25 protein-coding genes, 2 tRNA genes and 1 pseudogene are annotated in these 25,264 nt (G+C 60.1%); 17 read left to right on the top strand and 11 right to left on the bottom strand.

Features of this window, described 5'->3' with window-relative positions; all coding sequences use genetic code 11:
- Nucleotides 1-4: 4 nt before the first annotated feature.
- The 7 genes and pseudogenes from cfbD (at nucleotide 5) to QMC91_RS03010 (ending at nucleotide 6,084) form a co-directional block, all read left to right on the top strand.
- A complete protein-coding gene (gene cfbD, locus QMC91_RS03040) occupies nucleotides 5-1,069 on the top strand; it encodes a Ni-sirohydrochlorin a,c-diamide reductive cyclase catalytic subunit (RefSeq protein ID WP_300235156.1) in 1,065 nt (354 codons plus the stop codon).
- Nucleotides 1,066-2,436 (top strand): Ni-sirohydrochlorin a,c-diamide synthase, encoded by a 1,371-nt coding sequence (cfbB, locus tag QMC91_RS03035; RefSeq protein WP_300235153.1) that lies wholly within the window; start codon nucleotides 1,066-1,068, stop codon nucleotides 2,434-2,436. Before cfbD ends, cfbB begins: the two co-directional genes overlap by 4 nt.
- Nucleotides 2,437-2,497: 61 nt before the next feature.
- The gene (gene ilvE, locus QMC91_RS03030; protein WP_300235150.1) at nucleotides 2,498-3,367 is read left to right on the top strand and encodes a branched-chain-amino-acid transaminase; all 870 of its coding nucleotides are present in this window, start codon (nucleotides 2,498-2,500) and stop codon (nucleotides 3,365-3,367) included.
- A 112-nt stretch (nucleotides 3,368-3,479) separates the two neighbouring features.
- On the top strand, nucleotides 3,480-4,673 hold the full coding sequence (locus tag QMC91_RS03025; protein WP_300235147.1) for a nitrogenase component 1: 1,194 nt from the start codon (nucleotides 3,480-3,482) through the stop codon (nucleotides 4,671-4,673).
- Between the two features lie 89 nt (nucleotides 4,674-4,762).
- Nucleotides 4,763-4,835 (top strand) — tRNA-Glu (locus QMC91_RS03020).
- Between the two features lie 58 nt (nucleotides 4,836-4,893).
- A pseudogene (locus QMC91_RS03015) lies at nucleotides 4,894-5,790 on the top strand (transposase); the annotation flags it as partial.
- Nucleotides 5,791-6,011: 221 nt separating this feature from the next.
- Nucleotides 6,012-6,084: transfer RNA gene (locus QMC91_RS03010), tRNA-Ile, on the top strand.
- Between the two features lie 179 nt (nucleotides 6,085-6,263).
- Here QMC91_RS03010 and QMC91_RS03005 read toward each other — a convergent pair.
- The gene (locus QMC91_RS03005; protein WP_300235144.1) at nucleotides 6,264-7,550 is read right to left on the bottom strand and encodes a solute carrier family 23 protein; all 1,287 of its coding nucleotides are present in this window, start codon (nucleotides 7,548-7,550) and stop codon (nucleotides 6,264-6,266) included.
- Between the two features lie 150 nt (nucleotides 7,551-7,700).
- Between QMC91_RS03005 and QMC91_RS03000 the strand changes: the two genes are divergently transcribed.
- Both QMC91_RS03000 and QMC91_RS02995 read left to right on the top strand, forming a co-directional pair.
- The gene (locus QMC91_RS03000) at nucleotides 7,701-8,633 is read left to right on the top strand and encodes an ABC transporter ATP-binding protein (RefSeq protein WP_300235141.1); all 933 of its coding nucleotides are present in this window, start codon (nucleotides 7,701-7,703) and stop codon (nucleotides 8,631-8,633) included.
- The gene (locus tag QMC91_RS02995) at nucleotides 8,630-9,331 is read left to right on the top strand and encodes an ABC transporter permease (RefSeq protein WP_300235138.1); all 702 of its coding nucleotides are present in this window, start codon (nucleotides 8,630-8,632) and stop codon (nucleotides 9,329-9,331) included. The genes QMC91_RS03000 and QMC91_RS02995 overlap by 4 nt, the downstream gene beginning before the upstream one ends.
- 21 nt (nucleotides 9,332-9,352) lie before the next feature.
- Here the strand turns inward: QMC91_RS02995 and serS are convergent, their stop codons facing one another.
- Nucleotides 9,353-10,630 (bottom strand): serine--tRNA ligase, encoded by a 1,278-nt coding sequence (serS, locus tag QMC91_RS02990; protein WP_300235135.1) that lies wholly within the window; start codon nucleotides 10,628-10,630, stop codon nucleotides 9,353-9,355.
- A gap of 108 nt (nucleotides 10,631-10,738) precedes the next feature.
- On the opposite strand from serS, the gene QMC91_RS02985 reads away from it, so the two are divergent.
- Nucleotides 10,739-11,191: a hypothetical protein gene (locus QMC91_RS02985; protein ID WP_300235133.1), complete on the top strand. Its 453-nt coding sequence runs from the start codon at nucleotides 10,739-10,741 to the stop codon at nucleotides 11,189-11,191.
- 31 nt (nucleotides 11,192-11,222) lie between these two features.
- Here the strand turns inward: QMC91_RS02985 and QMC91_RS02980 are convergent, their stop codons facing one another.
- From QMC91_RS02980 to QMC91_RS02955, 6 genes are all read right to left on the bottom strand, one after another.
- Nucleotides 11,223-11,747, bottom strand: a complete 525-nt coding sequence (locus tag QMC91_RS02980; RefSeq protein WP_300235130.1) for a hypothetical protein — start codon at nucleotides 11,745-11,747, stop codon at nucleotides 11,223-11,225.
- Between the two features lie 3 nt (nucleotides 11,748-11,750).
- Entirely contained in the window at nucleotides 11,751-12,587 is an 837-nt protein-coding gene (locus QMC91_RS02975) for a metal ABC transporter permease (RefSeq protein WP_300235128.1), read from the bottom strand.
- Nucleotides 12,580-13,359 (bottom strand): ABC transporter ATP-binding protein, encoded by a 780-nt coding sequence (locus QMC91_RS02970; protein ID WP_300235125.1) that lies wholly within the window; start codon nucleotides 13,357-13,359, stop codon nucleotides 12,580-12,582. The genes QMC91_RS02975 and QMC91_RS02970 overlap by 8 nt, the downstream gene beginning before the upstream one ends.
- Complete coding sequence (locus tag QMC91_RS02965) at nucleotides 13,356-14,261, bottom strand: zinc ABC transporter substrate-binding protein (protein ID WP_300235122.1); 906 nt, start codon at nucleotides 14,259-14,261, stop codon at nucleotides 13,356-13,358. Before QMC91_RS02965 ends, QMC91_RS02970 begins: the two co-directional genes overlap by 4 nt.
- Before the next feature lie 27 nt (nucleotides 14,262-14,288).
- Nucleotides 14,289-14,729, bottom strand: coding sequence for a metal-dependent transcriptional regulator (locus QMC91_RS02960; protein ID WP_300235119.1), 441 nt, complete (start codon nucleotides 14,727-14,729; stop codon nucleotides 14,289-14,291).
- A gap of 737 nt (nucleotides 14,730-15,466) precedes the next feature.
- Nucleotides 15,467-16,648: a MiaB/RimO family radical SAM methylthiotransferase gene (locus tag QMC91_RS02955; protein WP_300235190.1), complete on the bottom strand. Its 1,182-nt coding sequence runs from the start codon at nucleotides 16,646-16,648 to the stop codon at nucleotides 15,467-15,469.
- 180 nt (nucleotides 16,649-16,828) lie between these two features.
- On the opposite strand from QMC91_RS02955, the gene nadX reads away from it, so the two are divergent.
- From nadX to nadC, 3 genes are read left to right on the top strand one after another with little or no spacing between them, the layout of a single operon-like run.
- Nucleotides 16,829-17,587: an aspartate dehydrogenase gene (nadX, locus tag QMC91_RS02950; RefSeq protein WP_300235116.1), complete on the top strand. Its 759-nt coding sequence runs from the start codon at nucleotides 16,829-16,831 to the stop codon at nucleotides 17,585-17,587.
- Between the two features lie 3 nt (nucleotides 17,588-17,590).
- Nucleotides 17,591-18,487 carry a quinolinate synthase NadA gene (gene nadA / locus QMC91_RS02945; RefSeq protein WP_300235113.1) on the top strand — a complete coding sequence of 299 codons (897 nt, stop codon included), beginning with the start codon at nucleotides 17,591-17,593 and terminating at the stop codon, nucleotides 18,485-18,487.
- Nucleotides 18,487-19,347 carry a carboxylating nicotinate-nucleotide diphosphorylase gene (gene nadC, locus QMC91_RS02940; protein ID WP_300235109.1) on the top strand — a complete coding sequence of 287 codons (861 nt, stop codon included), beginning with the start codon at nucleotides 18,487-18,489 and terminating at the stop codon, nucleotides 19,345-19,347. Before nadA ends, nadC begins: the two co-directional genes overlap by 1 nt.
- Before the next feature lie 409 nt (nucleotides 19,348-19,756).
- On the opposite strand, the gene QMC91_RS02935 is transcribed toward nadC, so the two are convergent.
- A complete protein-coding gene (locus tag QMC91_RS02935) occupies nucleotides 19,757-20,188 on the bottom strand; it encodes a hypothetical protein (RefSeq protein ID WP_300235106.1) in 432 nt (143 codons plus the stop codon).
- Nucleotides 20,189-20,811: 623 nt separating this feature from the next.
- On the opposite strand from QMC91_RS02935, the gene QMC91_RS02930 reads away from it, so the two are divergent.
- The 3 genes from QMC91_RS02930 to budA all read left to right on the top strand — a co-directional run bounded on the left by QMC91_RS02930 (nucleotide 20,812) and on the right by budA (nucleotide 22,739).
- Nucleotides 20,812-21,348 carry a HEAT repeat domain-containing protein gene (locus QMC91_RS02930; protein WP_300235103.1) on the top strand — a complete coding sequence of 179 codons (537 nt, stop codon included), beginning with the start codon at nucleotides 20,812-20,814 and terminating at the stop codon, nucleotides 21,346-21,348.
- A gap of 138 nt (nucleotides 21,349-21,486) precedes the next feature.
- A complete protein-coding gene (locus tag QMC91_RS02925) occupies nucleotides 21,487-21,921 on the top strand; it encodes a nucleoside deaminase (protein ID WP_300235100.1) in 435 nt (144 codons plus the stop codon).
- 8 nt (nucleotides 21,922-21,929) lie between these two features.
- Nucleotides 21,930-22,739, top strand: coding sequence for an acetolactate decarboxylase (gene budA / locus QMC91_RS02920; protein ID WP_300235097.1), 810 nt, complete (start codon nucleotides 21,930-21,932; stop codon nucleotides 22,737-22,739).
- Nucleotides 22,740-22,752: 13 nt separating this feature from the next.
- Here the strand turns inward: budA and QMC91_RS02915 are convergent, their stop codons facing one another.
- The gene (locus tag QMC91_RS02915; RefSeq protein ID WP_300235094.1) at nucleotides 22,753-23,292 is read right to left on the bottom strand and encodes an archaemetzincin family Zn-dependent metalloprotease; all 540 of its coding nucleotides are present in this window, start codon (nucleotides 23,290-23,292) and stop codon (nucleotides 22,753-22,755) included.
- Nucleotides 23,293-23,309: 17 nt separating this feature from the next.
- Between QMC91_RS02915 and QMC91_RS02910 the strand changes: the two genes are divergently transcribed.
- Nucleotides 23,310-23,717 (top strand): UPF0146 family protein, encoded by a 408-nt coding sequence (locus QMC91_RS02910; protein WP_300235091.1) that lies wholly within the window; start codon nucleotides 23,310-23,312, stop codon nucleotides 23,715-23,717.
- Here the strand turns inward: QMC91_RS02910 and QMC91_RS02905 are convergent.
- On the bottom strand, nucleotides 23,714-25,072 hold the full coding sequence (locus QMC91_RS02905; protein WP_300235088.1) for a replication factor C large subunit: 1,359 nt from the start codon (nucleotides 25,070-25,072) through the stop codon (nucleotides 23,714-23,716). The genes QMC91_RS02910 and QMC91_RS02905 overlap by 4 nt on opposite strands.
- Nucleotides 25,073-25,264: the final 192 nt, after the last annotated feature.

Here is a 25,264-nt window from a genome sequence, read left to right as displayed (position 1 = left end):
GATCATGGACTACATTCAACCAAGACCGAGTTCCATCGTTGCGGCGCTTTACACCGCCCGGGACCTCGGCGTGGACGTGGCCATCCTCCACGGCCCGTCGGGCTGCTCGTTCAAACACGCCCGGCTCCTTGAGGAGGATGGTATGCGCGTCCTGACGACATCGCTTGCAGACAACGAGTTCATCTTCGGTGGCCACGACCTCCTTGTGCGGGTGCTCCGCCACGCGGATGAGATGTTTGCGCCACGGCGTATGGCGGTTGTCGGGACGTGTGTTGCGATGATCATCGGTGAGGATCTCCAGTCGGCGATCCTGGACGCCGGGATAACCACACCGACGATCGCGGTGGACATCCATGCCGGGTTCCGGGAGAACATCGAGGGGGTGCTTGCGACCCTGGAACCGGCTGCATCGGCAGGCTGGATCAGCGCCGACGAACTGGAACGGCAGCGTTCACTCCTCCTTAAGGCAAACGAGGTGGAAAGACTGAGGGGAGCGGCTTCCAGGGCCTACATCGAGCCATCCCGTGGAGACCTCAAACATATCGCAGCAGAGCGACTCCTTGAACTTGCTGGGAACGGTGCCACCGGTGTTGCGGTCATGAACGCAAAGAAAGAGACCGCCTACATCTTCGCCGACGAACTGATAGCGCTACATGATGCCTGCCCGGAGGCCGCGGTCACCTACATCGCAAACCTGGAAGACCGCGGGCTCCCGAAGGTCAGGGAGGACGCCGCCCGCATACTCGCCGGGATGAGAGGGCGCGGGCTCGAGCCCGAACTCATTGGGGCGCTGGACGAGTACGGGGCAAACGGCCAGGCGATCGGGGGACGGATCCGTGAGGTCAACCCGGATTTCGCGCTCCTGGTAGGGGTTCCACACGCCGTCCCGCCGGAATACACTGAGGGGATAGAGGTATTCTCGATCACGAACGGCCCCCGACAGGTCGAACCGCTCCGGGAGATGGGTCATCGCCACGTTATGGTCGAGATCGACCTCCACCCAAAAACCCTGGGCGTCCGTGAGATCGTCGAGAGCGAGTTCGGGGCGGTTCTGCGGAGCATGCGATGAAGGCATTCCTTGTTGCCGGTGACCGCTCGGGGAGCGGCAAGACGAGCATCACCCTGGCGCTATCGGCGCTCCTCTCCACCGGGAGGACCGTCCAGACATTCAAGGTGGGGATGGACTACATCGACCCCTCGTACCTTGCCGGGGTGACCGGGCGGCCCTGCCGGAACCTGGACGGTTACGTGATGAGCCCGGCGGAGAACCTGGCGGTCTTTGCCCACGGTTGTCGGGGAGCGGACATCGCCGTGGTCGAGGGGGTGCGGGGGCTGTTTGAGGGGGCAGAGGCACTCTCAGACCTCGGAAGCACGGCGGCGATCGCAAAACTGCTCGACCTCCCCGTGGTGCTGGTGGTAAACGCCAGGAGCATTACCCGGAGCGCCGCGGCGATCGTGAGAGGGTTCCAGGGGTTTGACCCCGATATAGATATCCGGGGGGTCATCGCGAACAACATAACGGGGAGCAGGCACCGGGAGAAGGTCATATCTGCGATCGAGCACTACTGCGGCATCCCGGTTGTAGGCACAATCCCACGTGCGCTGGAAATGGAACTCTCGATGCGACACCTGGGGCTTGTCCCGTACCGCGAGGGCCAGGAACAGGGAGAGTTCATGGCACGGATCGAGGCAGTGAAACGGGTGGTCGCCGGAAACGTCGACCTTGATGCGCTGCTCTCGATTGCCAGGGAGGTTGAGCCTCCGGCAGAGGATGAGAGGGTCTTTGCGGTTCCGGAGGAGGTTAATGTGAGGATCGGGGTTGCGCTCGATGAGGCGTTCAACTTCTACTACGCCGACCTCTTCGACGTCCTGGCATCACTCGGGGCGGAGGTTGTCCCGTTCTCCCCGATCCACGACCGTCTGCCGGAGGCGGACGGCTACGTCATCGGCGGGGGTTATCCGGAGGTCTTCGGCGCGGAGCTCGAGTCGAACACCGCGATGAGGGAGGGGCTCCTCGAGGTCTCCAGGAACGGGACGCCGATCTACGCAGAGTGTGGGGGTCTAATATATCTGACCGGGCGGATGGTGCTCGAGGCCGGGTTTGCGGGCCGGGAGGGGGAAGTGGCCTGCGACCTTGTCGGGGTGTTCCAGGGCGAGACCCGGATGCCCGCGAAACGGATGCTCGGGTATGTGGTCGGAAAGAGCGTTGCGGAGAGCCCGATGGGCGAGGCGGCGTTCCGCGGCCACGAGTTCCACTACAGCAGTGTTGACCTGGCGCCGGGGACGCGTTACGCCTACAGGCTGAGCAGGGGAAGCGGGATCCGCAACGGGCTTGACGGCGCGGTCTGCGACCGGACGATCGCTAGTTACACTCATCTCCACCCGGTTGCAAGTCGAGGGATGTTTGCACACTTCGTTGATACCTGCCGTGACTGAAGAGTGCGCCGTGGTGCACGAAACGCAAGACATACAAAGAACTCGATACCACACTACTCCCATGATAATTTACCTTGACGGCAGATTCGTCCCGGTGGAGGAGGCCAGGGTCTCTGTCTTTGACCATGGGCTCCTCTATGGTGACGGTGTTTTCGAGGGGATACGCGCCTACAACGGTAAAATTTTCCGTCTTGACGAGCATCTCTCACGGCTCTACGACTCGGCAAAGGCGATCGATCTCGCCGTCCCGCTCAAAAAGGAGGAGATGGCGGAGGTCATCAAGGAGACGCTACGAAGGAACAATCTGCGGGACGCCTACATCCGCCCGATCGTGACGCGGGGTAAGGGCGATCTCGGGCTCGACCCGCTGAAATGCGGAAAGCCGACCGTCATTGTCATCGCTGTCACCTGGGGGGCGATGTACGGTGACCTCTACGAGAAGGGCCTCCGGGCGATCTGCGTCTCGGTCAGGCGCACGCCGCCGGAGTCGATGCCACCGAACGTGAAGAGCCTCAACTACCTGAACAACATCCTGGCAAAGATCGAGGCGAACTACCGCGGGGTCGACGAGGCGATCTTCTTCGATACTAAGGGTCATGTCTCTGAGGGGTCCGGGGACAACATATTTGTCGTCAAGGACGGCGCGATCATCACTCCTCCAACGCTGAACAACCTGCGCGGGATCACGCGGATGGTCGTGCTGGAGATCGCGGCGTCGATGGGGATCACGGTTCTTGAACGCGATCTCGGGTATTTCGACCTGTATACGGCTGACGAGGTCTTTGTCACTGGAACGGCGGCGGAGGTTGCGCCGATACGCGAGATCGATGGGAGGGTGATCGGGAACGGGAAGCCAGGACCAATCACCCGACAGTTGATGGCCGCCTTCAGGACGGTCACCCAGAGGGAAGGTACCCCGATCGAGGGGTAGGTTCCACCTTTTTCCCCGGGGTTACAGGTATAAGTATCTGGACGGGGCAAGACTGGAGTTGATCGTCCGGCGACTGGTGGTGCGGATGATTACTGGAGGTGTGCCCCCTATTATGACCGGTAGCGCTGTTAAGATCCCGAGGGCGACGTGCAAGGTTTTTGGCGCGATAAAGGCGCTTTCTACTGTGAGAGGATGTGTTGTGCTGGTTCACGGCCCGAAGGGTTGCGTCTATCATATCAACTATATCCTCGGAATGCGGGGCGATCGGCCCTCGGAGGTATACTCGACCTGTCTTGATGAGCACGATGTCATCTTCGGCGCCGAGGAGAAACTCCGGGAGGCTATTGAGGAACTTGATGCAGGTCTGCACCCTGACCTCATCGCCGTTCTCTCCTGCTGCGTCTCAAGCATCATCGGCGAGGATCTGAACGCGGCGGCGAGGGCCGCCTCGACGTCTGCACGGGTTGTCGGGATAGAGGCCGGCGGGTTTGAGGGGGATTTCAGGGATGGTTACAGCGAGACCCTCTGCCGGCTGGTCGAGGAGTTTGTCCGGGGACCTGGCGAGGTTGGGGATCGGTCGGTCAACCTGATCGGTCTTCTCAGGGGCGGGCCAGATCTACGGGAACTTGTGCGGACGCTGGGTCTTATCGGCGTCCGGGTCAACGCGACACTGACCGCGAACGCAACGGTCGATGACCTTGAGCGCCTGGGTGAGGCGGCGCTGAACATCGTTCTCTGCGAACCGGCCGGGCTTGAGGCGGCGAAGTTGCTTGAGCGGGTCTGCGCCACGCCGTTTATCGTCGCCGATATCCCTGTGGGTCACGCTGCCACGATCCGGTTCCTGGACAGCGTTGCCGACGCTCTGGGGGTTGCGCGTTACTCTGGGCGGGATGAGGGGAGCGACGATCTCTGCCGTGAGGCCCTGGCCGGGAGGAGGGTGGCGATAGTCAGCGGGCCTACACGGGCGATCGGGGTGACACGGTTCCTGGTGGACCTGGGGCTCGCTCCGTCGCTCATCGTTGTGGACTTTGACCCGGGTAACCTGGAGCGGTTGAGTGACCTGGCCGGGCCGGAGTGTGAGATCCTGGTCGAACCAGAACAGGAGTTGATCCAGGAGAGACTCGAGGCCGGGAGGGTCGATCTCATCCTTGGGGGTATGCTTGAGCGGCCACTGGCCGCCTCGCTCGGGATCGAGCACCTGGACATGATGCACGGTAGTCAGAGGACGCTCGGGTTTGCTGGCGCAAAGCATCTTGTCGAGGCGCTGACGAGAGAAAAACCGTGTCACGGCGGCGGGTGCGGGTAGAGGGGGAGCGGCTTTGAAATCCGGCCCTGGATCGATGCGGCACAACATTTTTATCTCCTGTTACCCAAGTTGTATGGCACATTGCGCGGGCTGCTATAGTGTAGGGGCCAATCATGTCGGCCTTTCACGCCGACGACTGGGGTTCAAATCCCCATAGCAGCATACTGTTTTGAGGGGATTTCCGGGTGGATGTTGAGGTGGGGTAGCTTGGAAGCACCGGACGCTCAATTACAATCAGTCCGGGTTCAAGATCGACCGGGAACACAGCACGGTCACGTTCTCGAAGATCGGAACAATCCCGTTCACCATGCATCGACCGTACTCGGGAGTCGTGAAAGGTGTCCTGATCACCCGTTCCGGTGACAAATGGTATGTCATCATCCAGGCGGAACAGGAAGTTTCCGAACCGAAGAGGGAGGGGCGATCCGTTGGGATCGATGTCGGATTGGATTCGTTTGCGGTCGATAGCGACGGTGCCGTAATCGAGAACCCCCGGTTCTATGAGCACTCACGTGACCGGATCAAGAAGTTGCAGCGGAGCGTTGCCCGGAAACAACGGTTCTCGAAAAATTGGAAGAAGGCGAAAGGGAAACTGGAGAAGGCATATGATCATGTCACGAACCAGAAGAACGATTTCCTGCACAAACTTTCCCGTCGGTACGTTGATACCTATGCAACGATCTGTGTCGAAGACCTGAATATCAAGTATCTGAAAGAGAACGGCAAATCTCGCGGGCTCCGGAGAAGTATCCACAGTGCGTCGTGGGGGCGATTCTATTCTTACCTCTCGTACAGGGCTGAAAGTGCTGGTACGAACTTCATTCAAGTCGATCCCCGGGATACGACGCAACTGTGCTCAAACTGCGGGAGTATTGTGAAGAAGGATCTCTCGGTGAGAGTTCACGAATGCCCATATTGCGGGTTCGTTGCCGATAGAGATTACAATGCTGCGGTGAATATTCATCGCGTGGGGATGGAACAGCCCTTTGAGCCTGTGGAGACGATGCCTCTACATCATATCTCTGTGATGCAAGTGTTGTCCATGATAGCCGGGAAGCCCCGCCCTTCTGGGCGGGGTAGTTCACCATCAGACCTTCGACATTGTGGAAGATCTTGAGGCTGGTGTGAAGAGAATCCGAAAATTATTACATCTGACGGAGGACATGCGGAATGTGCGCTTAATCCCTGCCTCGATCTCCGGTAATCGGCGGCCTGACCTACGCCACAACGTGAACTACCCTGACCCTCCACCCCCGCTCCCCCAGACCGCCGCAGATTGACCGCCAACCCAAAACAATTAAGTGTCAGAATGGCAGATTATGTAAGGTAAATCCCACCGGGCCCGTAGCATAGCTGGTGGTGCACCCGGCTGATAACCGGGAGGTCGTGCGTTCGAACCGCATCGGGCCCACTGATTCTCATTTACGCTATTTTCAGAGTTTGTTTTTACTGGTGGTGCACCCGGCAGGTCGCCGGGAGACCGTCCGTTCAAGTTATATCAGGTCTGTCTTCCCCCACAACCACTGTCGTTTTGCGGTTTCGCCGGAACAGGAAAAGCGAATCCGTTCTATGGCACCAGACCGCCCTCCATCACCCCTCCCCCTCCGACCGCCGCCTGTAGACAATGTGCTCAAGTCCGAGCACCGTGACGATACCCACCACAAACCCGTTTGCAAGCACCGGTCGGAGCACCGCAGGGAGACCCGTGACAACCTCCGCCGGCAGGAACGCCACCAGCGTCCCGAGCAGAAGCGGTATACCGATGATAAGTCCGCCATCAAACGTCTCTAACGCCCCACTCTCCTGGCCAAAGACCAGCCCTGCCGCAATCTGGGTGGCCATAACATAGGCCAGGACAACTCCTATGACGGGGCCCGGGATGCACTCCATGTAGCCGATAGCGCGCGGCGAAAGCGCCATCAGTCCGAGCCCCACGGCCGCAGGCACGAGCGCAAACCGCGAAGCGCAACCCGTGGCCGCGATGACCCCTGGACTCAGCGAGAAGTTCACCGGCCCTATAACCCCCGTCAGCCCCGCAATAACGTTACCAAGACCGGTGACACCAACCCCGCGGTTGATCCGGTCGTCCATCCCGTCGGCCGCAAGAAGGCTGCCGACCGACTGGATCGACCCCAGATCGTTCGTGGCAAGCGCAAGGTAACAGATCAGAAAGGCCACAAGCACCCCCGGATCGGGGACGGCAAGCGGTGCAACCAGATCCCCGGGCAGAGCAAACAGCGCCGTATCGACGGTGAGAGGGGAGACGCTCCCGAAAAGAGCGATGTAGGCCGCGGTGCCGAAGATGAGCGCCCATACCGCCAGCGTCGACCGCCAGAACCCCCCAAGAAGGCCGTGCGCCGCAAAGAGGACGAGAGCAAACCCTGCGGCAAATAGGAAGGTCGCTGTCGCCGTAACCCCATTGCCACCCTCCGTGACAAGACCCAGGATGACCGGCGCAAGGGTGAACGCAATGAGCATCAGGACGACCACGATCACACGTGGCGTGAAGAGTCGTTTGAGGTGTCCCACAAACCCCGTCAGCGCGATCGCGCTGAGCAAAAGCCCCCCGATCAGAAGCGAGGTATTGATGGCGGCTGAGCCCGCATCCAGACTTGCCAGGATACCGACAAGGAGCACCGTCGCCGGGCCGAGGACGAGCGGGAGCCTGTGACCCAGGTAGACCTGCACAACCAGCAACACCGCGATCAGGAGGAATAACCTCTGGAGGTAGGGGATCGCCGCACCCTCCGCCTGAAGACCGGCCACCACCCTGCCGACGATCAGGATAGCAGGGATGCTCACCGCCAGCCACTGCAGCCCGAAGACCAGGAGCAACCCCGGTCGTGGCCGCTCGTCAATACCGCAGGAAAACTCCATTCCACTCCAGGGAGTGTATGGGCGCTCTCACGAATATAGCCCTTCCCCGACCCAAAAAGTCAGTTATTTTACGTCTCAACCCGAAAACTGTCATACAATGCATCCACTCTCTATTGCGGCCAGAACGCCTGGCCACCGGAGATGGCGCTCATGAACGCCGTCGACGTCCGTGGGCTCTCGCGTTCGTTTGACGGCCGGGAGATCCTCCGTGACGTCACCTTCTCCGTCGACCACGGTGAGATCTTCGGCTATCTCGGCCCGAACGGCGCCGGAAAGACCACAACCGTCCGGATCCTGCTTGGACTCCTCACCCCCGATGCCGGGGAGTGCCGGGTTCTCGGGCAGGACCTCACCCTCGAGGACGGTGCCCGCGCAAAGGTCGGCGTCCTCTTCGAGAACAATGGTCTTGCCGACCGGCTGAGCGCCGCAGACAACCTGGCCTACTACGCCGGGCTCTACGGTCTCGACGACCCCCGCGACAGGATCGACGAACTCCTGGCGCTCGTAGATCTCGAAGACCGGCGAAACGACCCCGTCGGGACGTTCTCGACCGGCATGAAACGAAGACTCGGGATCGCCCGGGCGATCCTCCACCGTCCCGAGGTCGTCTTCCTGGATGAACCCTCGTCCGGGCTTGACCCCGGTGCGCAGCGGATGGTCCGCGACCTCATAGTCGACCTATCCCGGCGCGAGGATATGACCGTCTTCTTAAACTCCCACCACCTCGACGAGGTCCAGCGGATCTGCTCCACCGTCGCGATCCTGGCCGGGGGCAGGATCCAGGCGTTCGACTCGGTACGGAACCTCATCGCCGCTTCCGACCGCCCCGAGATGACGGTCGTCCTCGCCGAGCCTGGCGAACGTGCCCGCGCCTGCGAAACCGCAATAGCGCTCCCGTATGTCAGCGACTGCGAGGATGAGGGTGAGGTGTTGCGCTGCACCCTCACCGACCCGGGCGTCATCCCTGACTTCATCGCGGCGCTCGTCGCTGCCGGGTTCCGACTCCTTGAGGTCCGCCGGTCTTCCCGGTCGCTTGAAGAGATCTACCTCGAACACGTCGGCCAGTCGGGGGACGGGGCATGAGCACGTTTACCGTAATAGCCGGCCGGGAGATCCATCTCGCGCTGCGGAACCGGAGCATCATCATCACCGCCCTCATCTTCGCTGTATGGTTCCCGGCCTTATCGGCCGTCGGGATAGTGGCGACCTCCGGCGCGAGCACCGACCCCGTCTCTGGCGTCGTTGCCGCGGTCACCCTCCCCATCGCTATCTTCATGGGCTACATCTTCTGCGCCGACGCCTTCCTCCGGGAGAAGCGGGACGGCACCATCGAGACGCTCCTCTGCGCCCCGGTCTCGCTCCGGCACCTCTGGGCGGGAAAGACCGCCGGGGTTGCCATCCCGGCCTATCTGACAACCCTGCTCGCGGCCGTCGTGGCGTTCGCGGCGGCCTCAACCATGCTGAACGCTTTCCCCACCCTCGATCTCCTGCTCATCCCCCACATGCTGATCGTCGTCCCGGTCTGGATCCTCACCGCCGCAGGGTTCGTCGGCGCCGCCCAGCTCGCGCTCGGGATGCGGGAGAACCAGATCCTGGGTTTCCTCTTCATATTCGGGTTCTTCTTCCTTATCGGCGGGCTTCAGAGCGTCATCCCTGGAGGGTCGGCTATCTCGGCAACGGCCGAGGTGGCACTCGCGGTGACAGGGATTGCACTCCTCGGTCTTGCCCGTTTCATCGCCGGAAAGGTATCAAAAGAGCGGATCGTTATGACGATCCCGTGAGGGGGGGAGACCCCTCCGCGCCTACAGCGTCTCCTCGTCGTAGAGGTAGGGTCTGAGAACCTCCGGGACCGTGACCGACCCGTCCGGGTTCTGGTAGTTCTCCAGGATCGCCCGGATAGCCCTTGTCGTCGCTATCGCGGTGCTGTTCAGGGTGTGGAGGTAGCGTTTCCTTGTAAACTCGACAGGGTCGCGCACCTTGATGTTTAACCTGACCGCCTGGTATGTCGTGCAGTTCGAACACGAGACCGCCTCGCGGTAACGCCCCTCCCGCGGCATCCAGACCTCCAGGTCATATTTCTTTGCAGCGACCGTCCCGATATCCCCGGTACAGATCAGGACAACCCTGTAGGGAAGACCGAGTCGCTGGAAGACCTCCTCGGCGTTTGCTATCAGTTCCTCATGAAGGTCCCAGGACTGTTCCGGGGTGGAGTAGATGAACTGTTCTACCTTGTGGAACTGGTGGACGCGGAAGAGCCCTTTTGTATCGATCCCGTGCGCCCCGATCTCGCGCCGGAAACAGGGGCTGATACCCGCAAGCCTGAGCGGGAGGTCTTTCTCCTCGAAGATCTCGCCGCTGTACATCGCGGCCATGGGGTGCTCGCTCGTCGCGATCAGGTACTCGTCCTCGCCGTCGATCCTATACATCACGTTCTCAAAGTCCGCAAGGTCGGTCACCCCCTCGTATGAGGCCCGGTTCATCATGTAGGGCGGAATGATCGGGGTGTAACCGCGCCGGACAAGGAGATCTATCGCGAAATGCTGGAGCGCCATATCGAGGAGGGCAAGCCTTCCTTTCAGGAAGTAGAACCCGGCACCCGCGATCTTTGCCGCGCGTTCGAAGTCCGCCCAGTCATGCTCGACGGCAAGCGCCCCGTGGTTCACCAGGTCAAACTCCGGGATTTTCGGCTCTCCCCAGCGCCGGATCTCGACGTTCCCGGTTTCGTCGCTCCCGACCGGCACGCTCTCGTGGAGGATGTTCGGGAGACGCATCAGCCGGTAGCGCACCGCTTCGGAGAGACGGTCGCGCTCCGCCTCTGCCTCCCTGATCCGCTCCGGTAGACCCGCCGCCTCGGCAAGGAGCGACGATATATCCTTCCCGGCGCTCCTTGCCCGGCTGATATCGCGGGATACAACGTTCCTGCGGTTGCGCAGGTTCCCGATCTCCACCGTGAGTTCACGGACCCGCCGGTCCATCTCCAATACCTCGTCGACCCAGGGCAGTTTATCGGTATCCCCTCTCTTGATGAGGTCGGCCCTGACGATCTCGGGGTGTTCGCGAACGAACTTCAGATCAAGCATATTCTTTCTCTCTACTTACTTCGGCGCGACGGTATATGGTCATGTTGCACCTACGCCGACCACACCGAAACCTACTCTTATAATCCTCTGGCGGTTCAACCCATAATCATGGACAGGAACCAGAAGATCGTTCTGGTGGCTGGCGGGCTTATCACGCTCGGGCTATTCTTCATCGACCGCTTCTTCGCCCTGATCGCGCTGGTCTGCTGGCTCACCCTCCTGATGAGTCTCCATATCATGAAGGAGACCGCAGACTTTCCGCTTGTCACCGCCGACCTCTCAGAAGACGCACGCAGGGTTATCCTCACCAACACCGGCACCGCCGTGGCGAAAAACATCCATCTTGCCCTGGTACCCCTGAATATCGAGTTCGATCTCCCTTCGCTCGGCCCGGACGAGGAGTCAGGATTCGATCTCGAGTCAATGGTCTCAGAGGCAAAAGCGGTCGTTACCTACGAGAACGCCGGCGGACAGCGGTCCCAGCGCTCCTACCCGCTTACGGCGCTCGGTGCCGGATACGACCCCACCGAACCCATGTTCCCGATCTTTGGAAAACGCTGAGGGGCCTCTCCCCCCCCGAAAATTGCTCTTTTCAATAGCCGATATACTCCAGCGTCCGTGCGAGGGCCTCCAGCAGTTCCTCTTCCTTCTCTGCATACTCATAGAGCGCCCGGTAGAGCATGAATAAGATCTCGTAACCGTAGATCTCAAACGCCTCTTCCGGCGTCAACAGAGAGAGGTAGGAGTCTGTCCGGATCTCGGTGTTGGTGTACATCAGTTCGTGGAAGACCCCGTCCTCGTCGAGGACGCAGATCTGCACATGGACCGGCTTTGCGGTATCGTCGGGGCGGTAGGGGAGCGGCTCTCCCTTCCCGAGAACTATCATCCTCTTCTCGTAGAAATCCTGGTCGTAGAGTTGCCCTGAGGCCTCCCTCCTTGCCCGCCGGAGCATCTCAAGCCCGACCTTCTTTACTACCGGCGCTGCATCGGCGGCCATCCTGGCAAGGAGAGCGGCTGCGTTCTCCCTGATCTTCGAGGCAGCCTCTTCCTTCTCCGCCTCCAGCGCCTCCAGGGTCTCCAGGAGCCGGGTATACCCCTCTTCGATAATTGGATCCATTCTTCATCCACCGTTTTGCGTATATCTCCATAAGCGCACCGATCTGCCTCCACGGATCCCGAGGGCGACCGCGTAGGCCGCCGTGCTCACCAGGATGATCGTCGCGCCCGAGGGGACGTTCAGGACGTAGGAGAGGCCGATCCCTATTACGGTGAAGAGGGCGCCCAGGACAACGGCAAGGAGCATCATGCTCCACAACCTGCCGGTGTAGATCCGGCTGATCGCCGCCGGGATGGTCAGGAGAGCGATCACAAGGATGATCCCGACCACCCGGATCAGCATCACCACCGTGAGTGCGACCAGAACCAGGAGGAGGAGCGAGAACCGTTCCACCGGGAGGTTCATGACCCGCGCGTAGTCCGGATCGAATGTCACCGCCTGAAACTCAAGGTAGAAGAGACCCACGATCCCCACGATGATCGCTACCAGCACCCCCATGAGCAGGATATCGCCCCGCGGCACCAGCAGGATGTTCCCGAAGAGGTAGGAGAATAGATCCGGCGCAAATCCTGGTGTCAGGTAGACAAAGAGGATGCCTAGCGCCATCCCCGCAGCCCAGACCGCGCCGATGATGGTGTCCATCTGTTGCCGACCGCGGACCTCCAGCGCCCCCATCCCCAGCGCCGTTGCCACAGTAAAGACGGTCGCGCCGAGGAGGGGGTCGATCCCGAGGTAGTAGCCAAGCCCCACCCCGCCGAACGCCGCGTGCGATATACCGCCGCTGACAGAGACCATCCGTCGCACCACGACATACGTCCCGATGATCCCGCAGGCGATGCTTGCGAGCACCCCTGCAAGAAGGGCGTTTTTGAAGAACTCGAACCCGAGCACCTCAAGCATCCTCTCGTCCCTCCTCCGGGTGGTCTGATAAGACCCGGTGCGGAACACCGTGGGCTATCAGGTCAACAGGGCAGTGGTATGCGGCCTCGAGCATATCCGGTGTGATCTCGTTTGAGTCGTGGGTGTAGAGGCGCCGGTTCAGGCAGGCGACCCTGGTGATCCGATCCGGGATCACCCCTATATCGTGGGTGACGAGAACGATCGCCATCCTTTCGCGTAGTCGATCGAGGATCTCGTAGAACTGCAATGTTGTCGGGGTATCAACGTAGACCGTCGGTTCGTCCAGGAGGAGAACCTTCGGTTCGCCGACAAGCGCCCGGGCGATGATCGCGCGCTGCTGTTCCCCACCAGAGAGGTCGCGGATCTGGCGGTCGGCGAGGTCTGAGATGCCCATGGTGTCGAGCGCCTCATCCGCCCGTTCGCGGTCCAGGTTCCCATACCGCCGGGGGAGACGGTTGATCCGGCCAAGGCGACCGGAGAGGACCATATCTCGCACGGTGATCGGATAATCGAAGTCAAACGTCCGGAACTGCGGGACATAGCCGATCTCGCTCTCCCTCCCCGTCCCCATACCGCTGGAAAACCTGACCTCCCCACTACAGGGACGCAGAAGACCCAGGATCACGCGGAGAAGCGTCGTCTTCCCGCCGCCGTTGGGGCCGATGATAGCGTAGAAGTCGTCTGGGTAGATGCTGAGGTTCACCCCCTCGAGCACGGTATGCCCGCGCATCGTGACCCAGACATCCCTGACCTCGATCAGAGGTTCGTTCATCTGCTGACGCTCCCTGCGAAGGCCGCGGCCACCTGTTGCATGTTATCCAGATAATCCTTCTTGAGCGGGCTCACCGTCACGACGCTGCCACCGATCGCCTCCGCGATCACCTGAGCGCTCCTTGTGGAGTGTTCTGGTGAGGCGAAGACAACACGGATACCCTCCTCCTCTGCCAGCTGGATGAGGTATTCTATCCTCTTTGGCGAGGGTTCTTTTCCCTCGCTCTCGATCGCTACCTCCTCAAACCCATAGTCCCGGGCAAGGTAGGCCCACGAGGGGTGGTCGACCAGCACCAGCCTCACCCCTGACCCGGCGATCGCAGCGGAGATCTCGGCATCCAGGGCATCGAGGTCGTCCAGGTATGCCGCGGCGTTCCGGTGGTAGTCTTCGGCGTTCTCCGGGTCGACCTCGATAAGTCCGTCGCGGATATTCTCGACCATGACCTTTGCGTTCCGGGGTGACGTCCAGATATGGGGGTCGGTCATGCGATCGGCCGCGATCGGCTCGACCCCCCTGGAGCAGTTCACCACAAGCATATCGGGGTTCATGGCGGCGATCTTCTCACCCCAGGCGATCTCAAACTCGATCCCCGAGCCAACCATCGCGTACATATCCGCCTCCGCAACCCCGGCCAGGACACGCGGCGCGGGTTCGTAGGTGTGGGGGTCAGCACCGGGAGGCACGAGCAGGATCACTCTCACATGATCCCCGCCAACCCTTTCAACAAACTCCTGCTGCGGGGGGATGCTGACAACCACAACAATCCGGTCGTCGTCCTCCACCTCGCCATTGGTGTCGGTGCACCCTGCCATGGTTGACATAAGACCGAGGAGGAGGCACGCGACGAGAACGAGGTATAGCGGTTTGAAGCCGGTGATGTCCTGCATTATACTCATCTCCATAATTTGGTATATATCTAAATTCTATACTCACACCGGGTGCCCGCCGGCGGAGCAACAACCGTGATCGTGCTCGATCTCGCCGCAGACGCTCATGATCGGGTGTCCGAGAGACCTGCAGATCCTGTCGACCAGATCCTTTGAGAAAGACTGCTCAATCTTCTCTGCCTCGCTGCAGGCCTCCTCGGGCGTAAGCCCGAAATGGCTGAGAACCAGCGCAACGATCCGGTGACGGCGGACAAGGAACCGGGCATACTCGGTACCGAGAGGGGTGAGTTTCACGCCGTGGTAGGGTGTGTGCTCGATGTATCCCGCCTTTGCGATCTCCCCTAAGGCCTTTGTGACGGTCGACGGAGCAACGTCAAACCGGGCGGCTATCTCGGTCGTCTTCACGAGATCACCTCGCATGTATATATACTTCAGGTAGCTGACTTTCTTTGAGGAGAGTTCCTGGCCGGTGAACGCCTGCATTGGAGAATATCTATTCGAGGCATGAGAAAAAGTTTCCGTGTGGCTAAACCAGGGGCACCGGATCAACGATTCTGAGATATGGACTCGCCGCACTTTCCAGACGGTATGCGCGTGGGCACTTCAAACCGGGTTCACCGATCTAAGCGAGTTGCTCGCGTTGAACGTCCCTCATCGACCACACAGGATCGACCGGCGGGGTGTGTGGTGATGATAGTTTCATGAAGGTCGTGGGGTGGGGCCGTGGCAGAGAGGGTTAATGAGACGTCAGAAGGATGCCTCACTGGCACTGTATCTATGGCTAATCACCCTGTGGGGAGGGGCTGACGGGGAGGGGGACGTTCCCCCTCCCCTGTCTTGGTGTTGTCACCGTGAGACCCCTCTCCAGGCATGGAATCGAAATCCTCCACCACCCGGTCGCTCACCAGGGCCACCTCCCGCCCCCTTCAAGGGGGCGGGCAGTGATGATGATAGACCCGGAAGGCCGTGACAGGGACGGAAAGCAGGATCCCCGGGGCCGTTCTCCTCAGGCACTGCATCGATGGAGAATCACCGTTCCTGTTGCCTGCGTTTCAACCAGACAGCACCTTCTTGAGATCAGAGCACCCTCTGCTAACCCTCGCAAAAAACCCGGCCACCAGAGTTCCAGGCTGGCAGGCGGTGCCTGCAGCGATTGCACATCCAACCCGCGAGAGGTTCATCAAACCAGGGCACAGCCTGAAGGTACCGTTTTATGCCCCTCAAACCAGTTCCCCCATGACGTAGTGGCGGTGGTTCCCGGTTATGAGCGCTTTCCCGGAGAACCCCGGCGGCAGGTCGTCTCTGATGATGACGTTCAGGTAACAGGGGTTACGGCAGATGGTCGAGCCTGGCATCTTCTTCTCTGTCGCGACTACAGGTGTCACCCGCCCCATCCAGCGCTCGTTGTAGCGGTCGTAGATCCGGTTCGCCTCAGCGAGCAGCGCCCGCGACCGCTCCTTCCTCACCCTCTCCGGGAGGTCTTTCAAGGCGGCAGCGGGGGTGCCTGGCCGCCGGGAGTACTGGGTGACATTGACCTTCACAAACTCGCACCGCCGGAGGAGTTCGAGCGTCTCCTGAAACTCTTCATCCGTCTCCCCCGGGAAGCCGGTGATAAAGTCAGAAGAGATCATCATATCCGGGAACTCCTCCCGGAACGCATCCACAATCCGGATGGCATCTGCCGCCGTGTAGCCCCGCTGCATCCGCTCAAGTACGGTGTCCGACCCTGACTGAACGGGGAGATGGAGGAACTGGAAGACCTTCTCGCTGTGGAACACCTCAATAAGGTCGTCCAGGACACCGATGACCGACGCGGGGTGCATCATCCCCACCCGGACGGCAAACCGTCCCGGGATACCCACTATCGCGCGCAGCAGGTCGGGGAACGACTCGCCGCGGTCGAGGCCCCAGGCGGCAACATCCTGCCCGGTCACCTGGATCTCGTATACTCCTGATGCCACAAGACCCCTGACTGCATCGAGGACTGCCTCTGCCGGCGCGCTCCGCAACCGCCCGCGTGCAAGCCTGGTGATGCAGTAACTGCACCGACCAACGCAACCGGATGCCACCTGGACGACGCCGGTCGCCCCAGGGCCCCGGGTGCCGACGCTCCCGGAACGCTCGTGGATCTCGTCAGGGTGGATGACACGGGGATTGCAGACCGACCGGATCTCATCCATCTGGACGAGGGGCATACACCCCGTCACGTAGAGGTCGCGGTCAGCGAACGCTTCCATCCGCCGGAGCATCTTTCGCCCGGTTCTGCCGATCACCGTGCATGTGTTGATGACAACGGCATCCGCCTCCTCCGGCCGCCCGGTTATGGTGCAGTCGAGCCCCTCCAGTATCCGTTCCAGCCTCTGCGTGTCGGCCTGATTATAGGTGCAACCATAGGTCTCGATGTAGACCCGTCTTCCCCGTAACTCATCCAGCGTGATGGCCGCTCAACGCTCCTTTCTGCGCGGTCGGTTGCCGGCCAGAAAACGCGGTGGTGTGATGCAGACGGATTGGTTTAAGCAACCGCTTGCCGGTTTCGTGCCGGGCACAACCCTTAACCGCTGACATTACAACTTCTTTATTCGATGATAAAAATAGGGTTGCTCGGTTGCGGCAACGTCGGGCATATCATCGCCACACACGCCGGGGGCATCCAGATCGCCGCCGTCTATGATATCATCCAGGAACGGGCGGAGAAAGTGGCGGCGCTCTGCGATGCCAGACCATACACCGATTTCGAGGCCTTCATGCACGATGAGTTCTCGATCGTCGTTGAAGCCGCCTCGATCAACGCTGTCAGAACCTACGGCGAGGCGGTCCTCCGGTCGGGCCGTGATATCATCATCCTCTCCGTGGGAGCCCTGGCAGAGGAAGATTTTCGCGAGCATCTTATCGAGGTGGCACGGGAGGAGGGAAAGAAGATCCGGATCCCGAGCGGCGCAATTCTGGGGCTCGATAACCTCAAGATTGGCCAGGTCTCGCCGCCGCGTCAACTCCTTCTGCGGACAACCAAACCCCCGGCGTCGCTCGGGATGGATGTTGCGGCCAGGACAGAGTTATTTAAAGGACTGGCGCACGATTGTATACGACAGTTTCCAAAGAACATCAACGTCGCGGTAGCGCTGGGACTTGCCGCCGGCAGGGACGCCGAGGTGGAACTCTGGGTTGACCCTGCGGTGGAGAGGAACATCCACGAGGTGTTCGTCGATGGGGAGTTCGGGGATATATATATCCGGGTCAGCAACGTCCCGAGCCCCGATAACCCTGCGACGAGTTATATGGCAGCCCTCTCGATCCTGGTGCTCCTGCAGAATCTTGAGAATCCTCTGGTGGTGGGAACTTAACTCATGGAAGACGAGATCCGTGCGCTCAAAGCCAGGAAGAACGCGGTCATCCTGGCCCATAACTACCAGCCCATGGAGATACAGGCGCTTGCCGACGTGGTCGGCGACAGTCTGGATCTTGCGGTGAAGGCAAAAGAGACGGGGGCAGACCTGATCGTCGTCTGCGGTGTCCGGTTCATGGCAGAGACGGCGAAGATCCTGAACCCCGGCCGAAAGGTGGTAATCCCGGTGGAGGATGCCGTTTGTCCGCTTGCCGACTACCTGACCCCGGAGATGATCCTGGAGGCACGCCGGCAGCACACGGATGCGGCCGTGGTGGTCTATGTCAACAGCAGCGCGGAGTGTAAGGCGCTCGCCGATGTAACGTGCACATCGGCAAACGCTGTCAGGGTGGTCGCGTCGCTCCAGAACGAAGAGATACTCTTTGGACCTGACGCCAACCTTGCGGCATACGTCCAGCGCGAACTCCCCGATAAAAAGATCATCCCGCTCCCACCGGAGGGGCACTGTTACGTTCATACCGGTTTTTCGCTGGCAGATGTGGAAGCGGCGCGAAAGAGGGGTGGCATCATCGTCTGCCACCCGGAATGCCTGCCAGAGGTTCAGGAACAGGCCGACAGGATAGCATCCACGGGTGGTATGGTGAGGGGCGCAGCAGACGGCGGGAACGAACCCTGGTGGGTCTTCACAGAGCGGGAGATGGTCTCCCGTCTCAGGTATCTCTACCCGGGAAGGGTCTTTTACGAGAAACCGGACGCCGTCTGCAAGGATATGAAGAAGATAAAGCTTGCCGACCTCCTCCGTGCACTCGACCGCGAGGAGCACGAGATCGTCCTCCCGCCGGCGGTGATGGAGGGCGCACGGCAGGCCATCGAGCGGATGCTCGCCGTCGGAGTGTGATGCGTGTGATACCGATAGACGATCTGCTCCGGTTCGTCCGGGAGGACGCGCCCTGGGGGGATCTCACCTCCGAGACGGTCGTCCCGGACGTTGTCTGCCGGGCGGTGATCCGGGCGAAAGGTTCCGGGGTTATTGCTGGGATTGAAGAGGCGCGGGCGCTCTTTGAGCACTTCGGGGTCACGGTTTACCCGCATGTAAGCGATGGGAGTGTGGTTACGGCGGGAACCGCACTGATGGATCTCGAGGGGTCTGCGAGGGCGATCCTCCTTCTGGAACGAACGACACTGAACATCATCGGCCGTATGAGCGGGATTGCAACAGGGACTCGAGAAGCGGTTGAGACCGTCCGGAAGGTCTCTACCCGGGTGCGGGTTGCCGCAACCCGCAAGACTGCGCCAGGACTGCGGGTGCTTGATAAGAAGGCAGTGATCCTTGGCGGTGGCGACCCGCACCGCTACACCCTCTCGGATATGATCCTGATCAAGGACAACCACCTGGCGCTCGTCTCGCTCCCAGAAGCGATGCGTCGGGCAAAGGCACGGAGTCGCTACCTGATGATCGAAGTTGAGGTTGAGACGGTGGAAGACGCCGTCACAGCGGCGGAGGCCGGAGCCGGGATCATCATGCTCGACAACATGACGCCGGAGGATGTGATAAGGGCGGTCGAGACACTCACACAGCACGGGCTGCGGGAGCGGGTGACCCTGGAGGTCTCGGGGGGTGTTGCCGGCGCCGAACTCGCCTCGTATGCCGCGACCGGGGTCGATACCATCAGCATGGGCGCACTCACGCACACGGTCAGGAACTTCGATCTGAGCCTGGATGTCCTGAAGGGTGTTTTTACCGTCAGACTCGAGTGAAGAGAGCTGGATTTTCACAGGTTTCCCCCTGATTGATGGATTCAGTGAGGAAACCCCCCCGCTCTCTTTTGCAGGCAATCCCGCTGTCCGCCAGGCCACATCAGAGAGGGCGATGACACCCTGGAAACCGTTGCCAGGGGCCGGAAAGCCAGCACCCCTTTCTCAACATGCTCCGAAACGGTTTATTCCCCTTCAGAACACACCACACTCCAGTTGCTGCAGCGGTGGCAGGCAGCTCCTGGCGATCTCCACAGAGAAAAACCGTGTTCGGGGACATAAAGCGGAGATGAGATCCGTCTCCTGCTAACTTTATCAGGATCATAATGGGATCAACCACATAAGATAGGGAAGGGAGAACCCTCCTCACTTGAGGACCTTCATTACAGGAGATACGTTTTGATTGAGTTTTTCAGGCAGCGCCTGGAAGTGCATCATCCATATCGAGTTCGTCAATAAAAGGCATCAGCCCTTTGACGTATGACACGACCTCCCCATCCTCTGTCTGAAACTCTCCATATGCCAGGATCTCGATGACCAGAGGAAGTTCGTCAAGATAACTGTAGAAGAGAGGGTCCGACCTGGTGGCGAACTGGAGGAACTCATCAAGGTTGACGAACGGGCGCTCCAGTTCCGGAACGTGGCGATAGTCATCCAGGTCTTTGCCAAGCGTTGAGTCCCTGGCAAGGTCTTCCTCAAAGTAGAGGTAGGCCTGGAATTTGTGCCGCTTTGAGAGTGCATCCAGGTCTCTTATGTCGATCCTTGCTCCGTTAGCAATGCCCACGCGTTCCAGTTCCGGAGGAAACGCCGTAACCTCTGGTTTAACCGTCCTCGGACTACCCATACATATGAAGAAGGAGGGGAGAAGGGAAAAATGCACCCATCAAATCGTCGTCGATGAACCTCTTTCGTTGCCCTGGATCCCGCCTCCAGGGACAGACACTGGATAAAAACCACATGATGCCCGTCAGGGCTACAGGCATACCGGATGAAAATCAGGGGTTATTTTCATACGAAAAGTGTTCGGCGAGACCGCTAAGAGATGGTTCCACCCCCGGGCACCGTATCACTGGAGAATCGCCCCGATTGGTGGGATTGACGGCGGGACGCTCCCCTCCCCTGTCTTGGCGTGTCGCCCAGACACTCTCTTCCCTGAGAGGAGAATACCTCCCTGGCCGCTTCCAGCGCTTCCCCGGTGGAGGCCGTGCAGGGAGGTGGTTGAGATTTCTGTGGGCCTGAGCGGGAAAGAACAAAGAAAACCCCGTGCTCTTTCTCTCCGGCATAGCGTCTCGCCAAAAACCTGCCCGTCCTTGCATCCTGATGAAGTAGGCGGTCTGCGGCGATGCAGATACCCTGGAAGTCCGGTCACGGCACAGCCAATGAGGAAACTGACTTTATGGCCGCTGGCTCTCTCCCCGGCAACAGGGCAAAAAACATATACCCGGCTGGCTCCCAGATGAGCGTGAGGTGGAACCAGCTGTGCCGGAGGAGGAGGAGACCGGTGAGAAGAGCGTTGAGAAGGCGTTCAACCGACACATCTCGATGCTGAAGTGGGGAGGGCTCAACGAACGCTGGCGGGCCGCAGATGCACTTGCGGAATTCGCTAACGAACGTGCCGTGGAGCCGCTCATCGAGGCGCTGGACGACGACTACGCCGATGTCCGGTGGAGAGCAGCGACAGCGCTCGGGATCCTGGACGGCCGGGAGGCGGTCCCCCCGTTGATACGATGCCTGGATGACGAGAGTTCCTGGGTCAGGATGGCTGCGGCCAGATCGCTCGGGCAGATCGGCGACCCCAGGGCTGTCGAACCTCTGATCAGGTTGCTTGACGACGAAAAACCACGGGTCAGGAGGGAAGTGGCCCTGGCGCTCGGGCGGATCGGCAACCCGCTGGCCAGGGACGCCCTGCTGCGTCTTCTGGATGACCCCGACCACGATGTCAGAGAGGCAGCCCGGCAGGCTCTCTCCGAGATAGGAACCATAGGAGAGGTCTCAACCGTCTGAGGATCTCAGCATCCAGCGTATCACGCCAGAACCGGCTGTTATCGTTTCGTATGTGTTTATAAAGCCGGAGCGTCTTCATAGTTTATCAGGTGTTTTTGAGTTGTCATACGCTGGCTCTGGCGCCCCGTGGGGTGTTGTATGGACCTATTTATGAAATGCTCTATCGAGGAGGCGGAGGCGGGACTGCAGGAAGGCGGAATACCGATCGGCTCCGTCCTGGTTCGTAATGGTCAGATCATCGGCAAAGGGCGCAACCGCCGCGTCCAGGAGAACAACCCCATCCTCCACGCCGAGATCGACTGTCTGATAAACGCCGGCAGGATCCGGGACTACACAGAATGTACACTTTACTCCACACTGATGCCCTGCTACCTCTGTGCGGGGGCGGTAGTCCAGTTCGGGATCGGGAAGGTTGTGGCCGGAGAGTCAGCGAACTTTGCAGGAGCAAGGGAGTTCCTGGAGTCGCACGCCGTCGAGGTGCTCGACCTTGACCTGGTGGTCTGCAAGGAGATGATGGCCGCGTTCATAAGGGAGCGTCCAGACCTCTGGTATGAAGACATAGGGGGAATCTGAGGTGGTGCATGACCAATGACAGACAGTTGCGTTCCATCCTCTTTGCCGCCGTCTTACTCATTCTCGGTGCCTGTATCGGGTTTGCGGCAGTTTCTATCCAGCCAGCGGTAGAAACGGACCGGGAGACCCTCTTTCAAGTCTCGACCATCGATGCACTTCTGCAGGGCATATACGATGGCAGCATGAGGTTTGACGAACTCGCGTCTCACGGCGACCACGGGATCGGGTGCGGCGACAGACTCGACGGGGAACTGCTCGGCATCGACGGCAGGTGGTACCTGATCAGGGTCGATGGTCGTGCTTACCCGGTCGCCGGAACCGCGACAACGCCGTTTGCAGCCACGACCTTCTTCGACCCCGAGATCGAGATCGCGGTCGGGAAGCCAATGGCCCTTACCGATCTTGAGAACCGGGTGCGAGACGAGTTTCCCTCGGAGAACTACTTCTACGCGATCAGGGTGGATGGCACCTTCTCAGAGGTGGTGACCCGGAGCGTTCCCGCCCAGGAGAAACCCTACCCGCACCTCGCTCTGGTAACAGCAAACCAGACTGTCTTCTCCCTCAAGAACGTCACCGGGACAGCCGTCGGTTTCTGGTCGCCGGGACTGGCAAAAGGTCTCAACGTCCCCGGTTACCACCTGCACTTCATCACCACCGATCGCAACGCCGGCGGTCACGTCCTCGATATGACCCTCGCGGAGGGCACCATAGGGGTCGACACCACAAAGAACTTCAGCGTTGTGCTCCCATCCAGCGGTGATTTCCTGACAGTAGACCTCACAGGAGACCTCTCAGAAGACCTTGGTCGGGTGGAGTGAGGCCGCTTCCACCTCACTCCTCCAGCCGTGATGTAAGCGCCTCTCTGCAGGCCGGGCAGAGCATCTTCTTCTTCCTATCGAGTTCGTCAAGACTCTGGGGTCGGAACATGACGCATTCTGGATTTGAACAGTGGTCGAGTCCAAGCAGGTGCCCAAATTCGTGCGCTCCTTCCTTTGCGGTCCGGTCGATGAGATCGGTGTCGTCCGGCACCCTGCCGTAGTAGTCGTTATCGAAGCGAGCGGTCGAGACGACGGCGACACCGGCTCTCGGGCGGGCAAGCCCGAAGACGAAGTCGCACCCCTCGATGTAGAGGTCGCGTGAGGTTACAAGCAACAGGGGACCATCGAGATCATACCTGCGCGTCAGCGTATCCTGCAGACGGTCCAGGATCTTCTGGGCATCGTGCTGATCACGATCCCTGTCATAACCATCGATGAGGAGCGGGTATTCGACAATCTGCGGCTCTTCTCCAAGGATCATCGCGATCATCCGGATGACCGGGAGCTCTATACCCGCCGGTGCCTCTGAGTCCCAAAGAATATGGATGCCCATTACCTAAACTCTTCGTGATGAGCCAGTATAAACATATTGAACGGAGTATAGGGGATTACATCGCCAGCCGCTACCGTAGGGCGGTCGAGGTGGGGATCGGGAACAACCCGGTGGCCGCAAGGCTGGTTGCGGCTGCCGGCGCCCTGATGCTCTGCACCGATATAAGACCGGGTATACAGCACGAAGGGCTCACCGTGGTGACCGACGACATATTCGAGCCCGATATCCGACTCTACCAGAGCGCAGACGTGATCTACTCCGTGAGGCCAGGGGTGGAGGTGGTTCCTCCTCTGATCTCGCTTGCCGCCAGGGTCAACTGCGATCTCCTGGTCTACCATCTGGGGTGTGAGATCTACGGAGACGGTGGCGAGGTCGTGGACGCTGGCGGGGTGCAACTCCATCTCTACTACCGTCACCGGTCCTAAAAGAGCGTCGCCTGGCCCGGTGGTGGGCCGTGTCGCGGATCGTCCTTCGGGGCTTCCCCTGCAGGTTTCTTCGCCTTGTTCCCTCCCTTCTTTGCGGGGGGTGTCTCTTTCGCCACCTTCTCTTTCTCCTCCTTTGCCACCTCTCTGACCACCTTGGCAGCCCTGGACTTATCGTGGATGAAGAGGTTCAGTTCATCGGCATCGAGTCCTAACTCGCGGACGTATCTCGCAGGGTCTCTCTCGACAAGTATGCTGATCGCCGTGAAGAAACTCTCCCGCAACGCCTCTTCAGGGATATTCAAGATCCTGTTGAGTCTCTGGTATAGACCGGCACGGACGGCCTTCTGTTTCTTTGACGCACCCATCTTCTGCCAGCGCGACGGTGGCATGATACGACCGCGAACTCCGCGCCCCCCCGCGGCCTCGGCGACACCGAGGAGCATGACCGCGTTTGCGTAGCGCCAGAGGGTGTAGTACTGCCGCTGGTAGGTACGGCCTATGTACTCATCCGCCCTCGCGAGATATGCGTAGCCCCTTGTCCTGGACGGCAGATCCGGTACATGGTCCATATTCCCTTCCAGCCACTGTTCGACGGTATCAGGAGTATCCTCCACCTCCATCACCATCCGGAGCAGGTCGGAGTCCTTCCGGCTGGCAAAGACCGCGCCAACGAGTTCGAATATGGTTGAACGTTCATCCTTTGTTGAGGTGTGGATATCGCTTGCAAGGAGACGATCCCTCCCTATCGCCGCGGCGTAGAGCATGTTCACCGCCGCCCGCATATCTCCATCGGCGCGGTTTGCGATCTCCTCCAGCGCGGCGGGGTCGCATTCCACTCCCTCTGCGGCGCAGATCTGGCGAAGACGGGGGACGATCGACCGGGCCTGGAGCGCCCTGAACTGGAGGGGTTCGGTGATCGCCTTGAGTTCTTTTGGGAGGGCGTAGTAGTCGTTTGCTATAAGGATTATCGGCTGCTGCGAAGCCGCTATGATATCTATAATCGCCTTTGCGCCCCCACGGTCGGCCTGGCCGTGGAGGTTGTCAGCCTCGTCGAGCAGGATAAGTTTCCGGCTAGCGCCGGTGAGACTGGCTGTGGTGGAACTCGAACCCGCTATCCGCTCAAGGGTTGATTTCGTACGCTGGTCGGAGGCGTTCAGTTCCACCACCTCCCAGTTCATGTCGTTTGCAAGGGCGTAGGCGCTCGAGGTCTTGCCTGTCCCGGGTTTACCATAGAGTATGAGCGGTTTTTTCTCCCGCGACCAGTCCCGTGCCCACTCATACATCTGCTGGATGGCACTCGAGTTACCCACGATCTCATTGAGGTGCTGCGGCCTGTACTTCTCCGCCCAGTCCATGTCGATCTATTGGGTTCTGGTGAACCAAAAATGCCACCCTGGTTACAGTAAGAGAGGGACGGTGCATCCGAGCACACTTATCCTCTCCTGACCGGGTGCCTACCGTAACCTCCAGCCATGATCGGTTCAGTGGTCAGGGATGTATAACGCTGCATATGAAATAGATTATCTCTTATGAGGCAGAATACCATA

This window comes from Methanoculleus sp. (genome assembly GCF_030019085.1).
GTDB lineage: Archaea > Halobacteriota > Methanomicrobia > Methanomicrobiales > Methanoculleaceae > Methanoculleus.
The sequence above is the reverse complement of the archived record's forward strand: the minus strand, read 5'-3'. Positions and strand labels throughout refer to the sequence as shown.